A 7,488-nucleotide genomic window follows, 5' to 3' on the forward strand; every position below is an offset into this window, starting at 1 on the left:
ACGACGAGCGCGACCAGCACGACGCCGCAGACCGCCGCGAGCCACCCCCGGGCCCGCACCGCCACCACCGGCACGGCGGGCAGCGCCCCGTCCCGCAGGGCCGGTCCGAGCAGCACCCGGCAGACGCCCCGGATCGCGAGCCCCGCCCCCACACCCAGCAGCACCAGCACGAGCGTCACCGTCTGCAACGGCGGCAGATCCTGCGCCAGCGCCGTGTCGAGGGCGAGCCGCCCGAGCCCGGGGATGTTGAAGATCTTCTCGACGGCGACGGCCCCGCCCACCAACCCCACGACGGTGGGCAGGAGTTGGGGCAGCACGCCGGGCAGCGCCCGCCGCAGGGCGTTGCGCGCGACGTACCCCCGCGACAGCCCGAACGCGCGAGCCGTACGCACCCAGGGCTCCCGGAACACCCCCGGCAGCGCCTGCTGCAACAGCCCCCCGATCATCGCCCCCGACGGCACCCCCAGCGCCAGCGCGGGCAGCACCATCGACGACGGCCCCTCCCACCCGCCGGTCGGCAGCCACCTCAGCCACACCCCGCACACCGTCGCGAGCAGCGAGGCCAGCAGGAACTTCGGCAGCGCGGCGAGCACGGCGGCGAACACCCCGCCCCCGGGCCGCCGCAGCCGCCCGCGCGACCCCAGCCACAGGGTCCGCGCACACACCAGCCCGACCACGGCGACGGTCACGGCGAGCGCGCCCAGCATCATCGTCACCGACACCGCGAACGCGTCGGAGACCTGCGGCCACACCGCCTCCCCGGACACCCAGGAGGTCCCCGCGTCCCCGCCGAGCCACCGCGCGAAGTGGGTCAACGGGCCGTCGTCCAGGCCGAGTTGCTCACGGACGGCCGCCAACTGCCCCGGCGTGGGGTCCTGGTCGCCTGAGCGGGCGCGAAGTACCGTCAGCGCGGGGTCGGTTCCGGAGAGCCAGGGCAGCGAGGTGACGGCGGCGAGGAGAGCGGCGCCGGCCAGGACCCGGCCGGCGACGGTACGGGAATCGGTCACTTCAGGTGTGTACCGACGGTGATCAGCGAGCGTTCGCGCGGGTCGAGGGCGACGCCTTCGACGTCCGCCGCGATGCCCTGCACGACCTTCTCGTGCACGAGCGGCACCACGGCGTCCGTGCGCAGGATCTCCGCCTCGGCCCGCATGATCTTCTGGTGCCGCGCGGCCGGATCGCCTTCCTCGGCGGCGGACTTGATCGCCGCGTCGACCTTCGCGTCCTTCAGCCCGGCGATGTTGTACACCCCGTCACTGGCGAAGTCGCTCGCGAGGTAGGCCACCGCGTCGCCCGTGTCGAGGAGCGTCACCCGCGAGAACACGAGCGCGTCGTACTTCCCGGCGAGGAGGTCGGCCTCCATCTGCGTGTACTCGCGCACGTCCTGCTTGACCGTGAACCCGGCCTTCTCCAGCTGCTGCTGGAGCACGGTCGCGGCCTCGGGCAGCTCGGCCCGGTTGGTGTACGTGGCGAGCCGCACGGTCGTCCCGGCGGGCACCTTCACCGCGGGCGCCCGCCCGGTCACCGGCACACGGTCGGCGGCGGCCCAGGACACGGCGGGCCCGAACAGTCCCTGAGGGGCGTCCGCGTACCCGCCGAACACCGACCCGACGAGCGCGGAACCGTCGACGGCCTCGCGCGCTGCGGCCCGCAGTCCGGCGTTCGCGAACGTGCCGGAGCGCGTGTTGAGGACGAGGCTGTCGGTGCGCACCGACGGCACCTCGTGCCGGGTGCCCGCGTCGAGGAGCTTCGCCTGCGAGGTCGGGATCCACTCCGCGATGTCGACGTCCTTGCTGCGCAGGGCGTTCGCGCGGGCCGTGCCGTCCGCGATCCAGGTGACGTCGATGCCGGGCGCCTTCGCCTTGCCGCCCCAGTAGCCGTCGTACCGGTCGAGCGTGGCGCTCGTCTTGCCGGTCAGCTTGGTGATCCGGAAGGGGCCGGTGCCGGTGCCGACCGGGGTGACGGCGCCGTTCGCGCCGTACGCCTTCGCGGAGAGGATGCCGAGCGCGGGGCTCGCCAGACGCAGCGGGAGGACCGGGTCGGGGGTCTTCGTGGTGAGGGTGACCGTGTCGGTGTCGTCGGCCTTCGCGGTCAGGGTGACGTCGCTGAGGACACGCGGCTTGGTCGCGGCCGAGTTCGCGTGGTCGAGGGCGTTCACGACCGAGGCGGCGGTCACCGGGGTGCCGTCCTGGAAGGTCGCCTTGCGCAGCTCGAACGTCCAGGTCGTGGGCGCCGTCCGCTTCCAGGAGGTGGCCAGCGCGGGCGCGGCGGCCCCGTTCTTGTCGAGCGCGGTGAGGCCCTCGGCCACCGAGAGCTTGCTCAGCACGGTCGCGTCGTTGCTGTACGGCGACAGCGCCTGCGCCGGCGGCAGCGCGAGGGCGACCCGCAGCCGTCCGCCGCCGGACCCCTGCGCGGAACCGGACCCGCCCGAGGAGAAGCAGCCGGCCAGCAGCGGGGTGAGAGCGAGCGCCGCGAGCAGAGCGCGGGAGGTGGTGCGCATGGGTGTCCTGTCGTACGGGGAACGAACGCGCCCCCGGTGTACGGAAATATGTCTGTACGACGACCGGAGACCTGCACACCTTATAAGGCAAGCCTTACCAAGCTCCACCGCGGGCCTCCCCACCCGGCACACCCGGCCGCCCTCCGAGCGGAACTCGGTCGTCCCCCGAGCGGAACTCGGTCGTCCCCCGAGCGGAACTCGGTCGTTGACCAGGGCGATTCGACCCCTCCGCAGGAAGGAACCCGCCGTGGACGAGACCGTCACCGTCGAGAACCCGCAGGCATGGCTGCCCAGAGCGGAGTGGGTGAAGACCCAGCCGCAGACCCTGCTGGCGTCCTGCGTCCTCCTCCTGGACGCCGGGGGCCGCGTCCTGCTCCTGCGCTACGCCCCCGGCCAGCCCGCCGCCGGGGACTGGTGGCTGCCCGGCGGCATGCTCGACCACGGCGAGGACCCCTGGACGGCGGCCCGCCGCGAGCTGCGCGAGGAGACGGGCCTCGAACTCCCCGGCGGCCCCCGTCTGATCGGCGTCGACCACCGCGCGGACGTCGAGGACTGCGGCCCGGTCCTCGACTGCTACTTCTCCGGCGGCACGCTCCCCGCGGACGCCCCGGTCGCCCTCAGCGAGGAGCACGACCGGTACGCCTTCCACGGCCTGGAAGACCTCGACGGCCTGCTCACCCCGCCCCACCTGCGCACCCTGCGCGCGCTGTACGAGGCGGCGGCGAGCGGCACGACGCTCTGCCTGCGGGAGGGCGCCCCCCTCTAGACGGCCGTCGCGGGGAACGTCGGGTACTCGACGCCCGACACGTGCTGCACGACCCGGACCACCTGGCAGGAGTACCCGAACTCGTTGTCGTACCAGAGGTAGAGGATCGCGTTGTCGCCCTCCACCTTCAGCGCGCCCGCGTCGACGATCGAGGCGTGCCGGGAGCCGATGAAGTCGCTGGAGACGGCGTCGGGCGCGGTCGTGAAGTCGATCTGGCGGCGCAGCGGGGAGGTCAGCGACACCTCGCGCAGGTAGTCGTGGACCTCCTCGCGGGTCGTCTCGCGCGAGAGCTGGAGGTTGAGGATCGCGATGGAGACGTCCGGGACGGGCACCCGGATCGAGCTGCCGGTGATCCGCGCCTTCAGCTCGGGCAGCGCCTTCGCGACGGCGGAGGCGGCGCCCGTCTCGGTGATCACCATGTTGAGCGGCGCGGAGCGGCCCCGGCGCTCGGACTTGTGGAAGTTGTCCAGCAGGTTCTGGTCGTTGGTGAAGGAGTGCACCGTCTCGACGTGCCCGCGCTCCACGCCGAACGCGTCGTCCATCGCCTTCAGCGGCGGCACGATCGCGTTCGTCGTGCAGGACGCGCAGGACAGGATCCGCTCGTCCGGCTTGATCGTGTCGTGGTTCACGCCGTGCACGATGTTCGGTACGTCGCCCTTGCCGGGCGCGGTCAGCAGCACCTTGTCGATGCCGGGCCGCAGATGCTCGCTCAGGCCCGCGCGGTCGCGCCACTTGCCGGTGTTGTCGATGAGGATCGCGTTCGTCACGCCGTACGCGGTGTAGTCGATCTCGGAGGGGTCGTCGGCGTAGATCACCTTGATCTCGTTGCCGTTGGCGGTGATCGTGCCGGCCGCCTCGTCGACGGTGATCGTGCCGTGGAACTGGCCGTGGATCGAGTCCCGGCGCAGCAGCGAGGCCCGCTTGACGAGGTCGCCCGGCCCGCCGCCGCGTACGACGATCGCGCGCAGCCTGAGGCCGTTGCCCGAGCCGGACTTCTCGATCAGCAGGCGCGCGACGAGCCGTCCGATACGGCCGAAGCCGTACAGGACGACGTCGCGGCCCGCGCCGCGCTCGATCTTGTTCGCGCCGGTCGCCCCGGCGACCGCCTCGGCCGTGAACTCCTCGACGCTCAGGCCGCGTCCGTCGGCGCGGTAGCTCTCGGCGAGCAGCCCGAGGTCGATCTGCGAGGGGCCGAGGTCGAGCGCGGTGAGCGCCTGGAGGAAGGGCATCGTCTCGGTGACCGACAGCTCCTCGCCCGCGATCTGGCGGGCGAACCGGTGGGTCTTCAGGATGCTGACGACCGACTTGTTCACCAGGGAGCGGCTGTGCACGAGGACGGTCACGTCCCGTTCACGGTGCAGCTTCCCGATGACCGGGATCATCGACTCCGCGGTCTCCTCGCGGTTCATCCAGTTGGTGAACGAGTCCTCGTTGAGGGTCACAACGCTCTCTTTCGAGCTAGGCGGCGCTCATGTGCACGAGCGGACGGCGCTCATATGGTAACCCAGCGTTCATATGAGCGGTCTAGTGGTCCTCGGCGTGATCCCGTACACGTTGCGGCCGGTCCCGGGCTTCGGCGGGGAGTCACTTCGCCGCCTCCTCGGCCAGGCGGTTCTTCGCGTCGGCCCAGTCGATCGCGGGCGAGCCCGTCCAGTAGGTGAAGGTGGAGGACTTCATCGTCGGCCGCAGAGCGGTCATCACCGGCTGGTGCGGCACGGCGCGCGCGTACGCGTACAGCGCCTCCTTGCTCTCCCAGGACGACAGGGTCCAGAACGTGCGCTTCAGGGGTTCGGCGAGCAGGGCGGCACCGTACGCGCCGGGCGCGCCCTTGACCTGCTTCCAGACCGAGGGGGTCTTCAGCAGGAAGCGCAGGGCGTCCGCGAAGGTGCGGACCTCGAAGCGGGAGGCCATGAGGTAGGCGTCGGTGTCCGGCGGCGTGGGGGTGGTCCAGCGGAGCGCAGGCATGACGGTGCCCTTTCGATATTGGATACCTTCACTATCTATGTTAGACAGTAGAGGTATCCAATCGTGAGCCGCAAGTCCGTACGGCCGGAAGACAGAGCGGGGCCCCACCGATGCGCATGTCCGAGCTGAGCCGCCGCAGCGGCGTCTCCGTCACGACGATCAAGTACTACCTGCGCGAGGGCCTGCTCCCGCCCGGCCGCCAGACCTCCGCCACCCAGGCCGAGTACGACGAACAGCACCTGCGCCGGCTGCGCCTGATCCGCGCGCTGACCAGCGTGCGCGGACTGCCCGTCAGCACCGCCCGCCACGTCCTCGACGCCGTCGCCGAGTACGGCGGCGACCCGCACATCCTGCTCGGCCTCGTCATCGGCGCGATCAGCGTCACCGGCGAACCGGACGAGCCGCCCGCGGCCGAGGGGACCGCCGAAGTCGACGCCCTCATCGCCGAGTTGGGCTGGGACGTGCACGCCGGAGCCCCCGCCCGCACCGCGCTCGCCGGGACCATCGCCTCACTGCGCTCCCTCGGCGCCCCCGTCGACCACACCACCCTCCTGCCGTACGCCCGCCTCGCGGAGCGCACCGCCGAGCTGGACCTCGATCAACTCGACGGTATCGACGACCCGTTGGAGAGCGCCGAACGCGCCCTCCTGCTCACCGCCCTCCTCGAACCCGCGCTCCTCGCGCTCAGGCGCCTCGCGCAGCAGAACGAGTCGGCGCGCAGGCACGGGTACCACCACCAGTAGGCCGCGGGTGAAACCCCCAGTAGGCCGTGGGCGCAACCCCCAGGAGGCCAACTCCCCTTGCGGCAAGGGAAGCTGACCTGCTGTCAGGGAAGGGTTCACGGCGTCCGGAACGCCAGCACCACGTTGTGCCCGCCGAACCCGAACGAATTGTTCAGCGCCGCGATCCGCCCCTCCGGCAGCGCGCGCGGCTCGTCGCGGACGATGTCCGCCTCGACCTCCGGGTCCAGGTTGTCGATGTTGACCGTCGGCGGGGCGAGCCGGTGGTGCAGCGCCAGCACCGTCGCGACCGTCTCCACCCCGCCCGCGCCGCCGAGCAGGTGCCCGGTCATCGACTTGGTCGCGGAGACGGCGAAGTGGTCGGTGTCGTCGCCGAACACCTTCCGCAGCGCCTTGACCTCCGCGACGTCGCCCTTCGGCGTGGACGTCGCGTGCGCGTTGACGTGCGCGATCTGCGCGGGCGTCAGGTCGGTCGTGTCGAGCAGCGTGCACAGCGCCGCCGCGATGCCCCGGCCCGACGGCTCGGGCTGCGTGATGTGGTGGCTGTCCGAGGACATCGCCTGCCCCACCGCCTCCGCGTACACCCGCGCGCCGCGCCGCTCGGCGTGCTCCGCCGACTCCAGGACGACGACCCCGCAGCCCTCCGCCATCACGAACCCGTCGCGGTCCGTGTCGTAGGGGCGCGAGGCGCGCTCGGGCGCGTCGTTGCGCTTGGACATCGCCATCATGTTGCCGAACGCGGCCATGTTCAGGGCGTGGATCGCGGCCTCGGTGCCGCCCGCCACCACCACGTCGGCCCGGCCTGTGCGGATCATCTCGATCGCGTAGCCGATGGACTCGGCGCCGGACGCGCAGGCGCTCGCCGTCGCGTGGACACCGGCGCGGGCGTTGATCTCCAGGCCGACGTTGGCCGCCTGCGTGTTGGGCAGCATCATCGGGATCGTGTGCGGGGAGACCTTGCGGAAACCCTGCTCCTTGAGGATGTCGTACTGCTGGAGCAGCGAGGTCACCCCGCCGATGCCGGTCGCGAGCGCGACGCCCACCCGGTCGGGGTCGGCCTCGCCGCCGGCGCCCGCGGGGCCGGTGAAACCGGCGTCCGCCCATGCCTCGCGGGCCGCGATCAGCGCGAACTGCGCGGAGCGGTCCAGCTTGCGCAGCTCGGTGCGGGGCAGCACCTCCGCCGGTTCGACGGCGACCTCCGCGCCGATGTGCACGACGACGTCCTGCACCCAGGGGTGGTCCAGGAGACGGATGCCCGAGCGGCCGGCCAGCAGCCCCTGCCAGGTGTCGGCGACGGTGCCGCCCAGCGGCGTGGTGGCTCCGAGCCCGGTGACGACCACACGGCGATCTGACGAGTTCATTGCGAATCACTCCACAGCGGGGAAGGGACGTACGGGTCCGTCAGCGGCTGGCGAGGATGTACTCGATGGTGTCGCCGACCGTCCTGAGGTCGGTGGCGGCCTCGTCGGGGATGGCGACCCCGAAGCGCTCCTCGGCGGCGACGACGACCTCGACCA

General features: G+C 72.1%; 8 protein-coding genes. 2 read left to right on the top strand and 6 right to left on the bottom strand.

Annotated elements, in window-relative coordinates:
• Both AOK24_RS34565 and AOK24_RS34570 read right to left on the bottom strand, forming a co-directional pair.
• A partial coding sequence (locus AOK24_RS34565) for an ABC transporter permease (protein WP_159052087.1) occupies nt 1–1,007 on the bottom strand: 1,007 nt, incomplete at its 3' end.
• A complete protein-coding gene (locus tag AOK24_RS34570) occupies nt 1,004–2,500 on the bottom strand; it encodes an ABC transporter substrate-binding protein (protein WP_055723941.1) in 1,497 nt (498 codons plus the stop codon). The genes AOK24_RS34570 and AOK24_RS34565, both read right to left, overlap by 4 nt.
• Nucleotides 2,501–2,747: 247 nt before the next feature.
• On the opposite strand from AOK24_RS34570, the gene AOK24_RS34575 reads away from it, so the two are divergent.
• Nucleotides 2,748–3,266: an NUDIX hydrolase gene (locus AOK24_RS34575; RefSeq protein WP_055723942.1), complete on the top strand. Its 519-nt coding sequence runs from the start codon at nt 2,748–2,750 to the stop codon at nt 3,264–3,266.
• Here AOK24_RS34575 and AOK24_RS34580 read toward each other — a convergent pair.
• Together AOK24_RS34580 and AOK24_RS34585 are read right to left on the bottom strand one after the other, a co-directional pair.
• Nucleotides 3,263–4,708: a glyceraldehyde-3-phosphate dehydrogenase gene (locus tag AOK24_RS34580; RefSeq protein ID WP_055723943.1), complete on the bottom strand. Its 1,446-nt coding sequence runs from the start codon at nt 4,706–4,708 to the stop codon at nt 3,263–3,265. The genes AOK24_RS34575 and AOK24_RS34580 overlap by 4 nt on opposite strands.
• Nucleotides 4,709–4,850: 142 nt before the next feature.
• Complete coding sequence (locus AOK24_RS34585; protein ID WP_055723944.1) at nt 4,851–5,231, bottom strand: hypothetical protein; 381 nt, start codon at nt 5,229–5,231, stop codon at nt 4,851–4,853.
• Between the two features lie 110 nt (nt 5,232–5,341).
• Here AOK24_RS34585 and AOK24_RS34590 point away from each other — a divergent pair, with 110 nt between their 5' ends.
• A complete protein-coding gene (locus AOK24_RS34590) occupies nt 5,342–5,974 on the top strand; it encodes a MerR family transcriptional regulator (protein ID WP_055723945.1) in 633 nt (210 codons plus the stop codon).
• A gap of 95 nt (nt 5,975–6,069) precedes the next feature.
• On the opposite strand, the gene fabF is transcribed toward AOK24_RS34590, so the two are convergent.
• The gene (fabF, locus tag AOK24_RS34595) at nt 6,070–7,332 is read right to left on the bottom strand and encodes a beta-ketoacyl-ACP synthase II (RefSeq protein ID WP_055723946.1); all 1,263 of its coding nucleotides are present in this window, start codon (nt 7,330–7,332) and stop codon (nt 6,070–6,072) included.
• 40 nt (nt 7,333–7,372) lie between these two features.
• Nucleotides 7,373–7,488, bottom strand: a 116-nt coding sequence (locus AOK24_RS34600) for a phosphopantetheine-binding protein (protein ID WP_240554265.1), incomplete at its 5' end; no start/stop codon positions are given.

It is taken from the genome of Streptomyces niveiscabiei (assembly GCF_001419795.1).
Taxonomy (GTDB): Bacteria; Actinomycetota; Actinomycetes; order Streptomycetales; family Streptomycetaceae; genus Streptomyces; species Streptomyces niveiscabiei.

What these genes read in the sequence shown, in the direction of transcription:
- AOK24_RS34570 (WP_055723941.1), bottom strand. Translation starts at nt 2,500, where the DNA reads ATGCGCACCACCTCCCGCGCTCTGCTCGCGGCGCTCGCTCTCACCCCG.
- AOK24_RS34585 (WP_055723944.1), bottom strand. Translation starts at nt 5,231, where the DNA reads ATGCCTGCGCTCCGCTGGACCACCCCCACGCCGCCGGACACCGACGCC.
- AOK24_RS34590 (WP_055723945.1), top strand. Translation starts at nt 5,342, where the DNA reads ATGCGCATGTCCGAGCTGAGCCGCCGCAGCGGCGTCTCCGTCACGACG.
- fabF (WP_055723946.1), bottom strand. Translation starts at nt 7,332, where the DNA reads ATGAACTCGTCAGATCGCCGTGTGGTCGTCACCGGGCTCGGAGCCACC.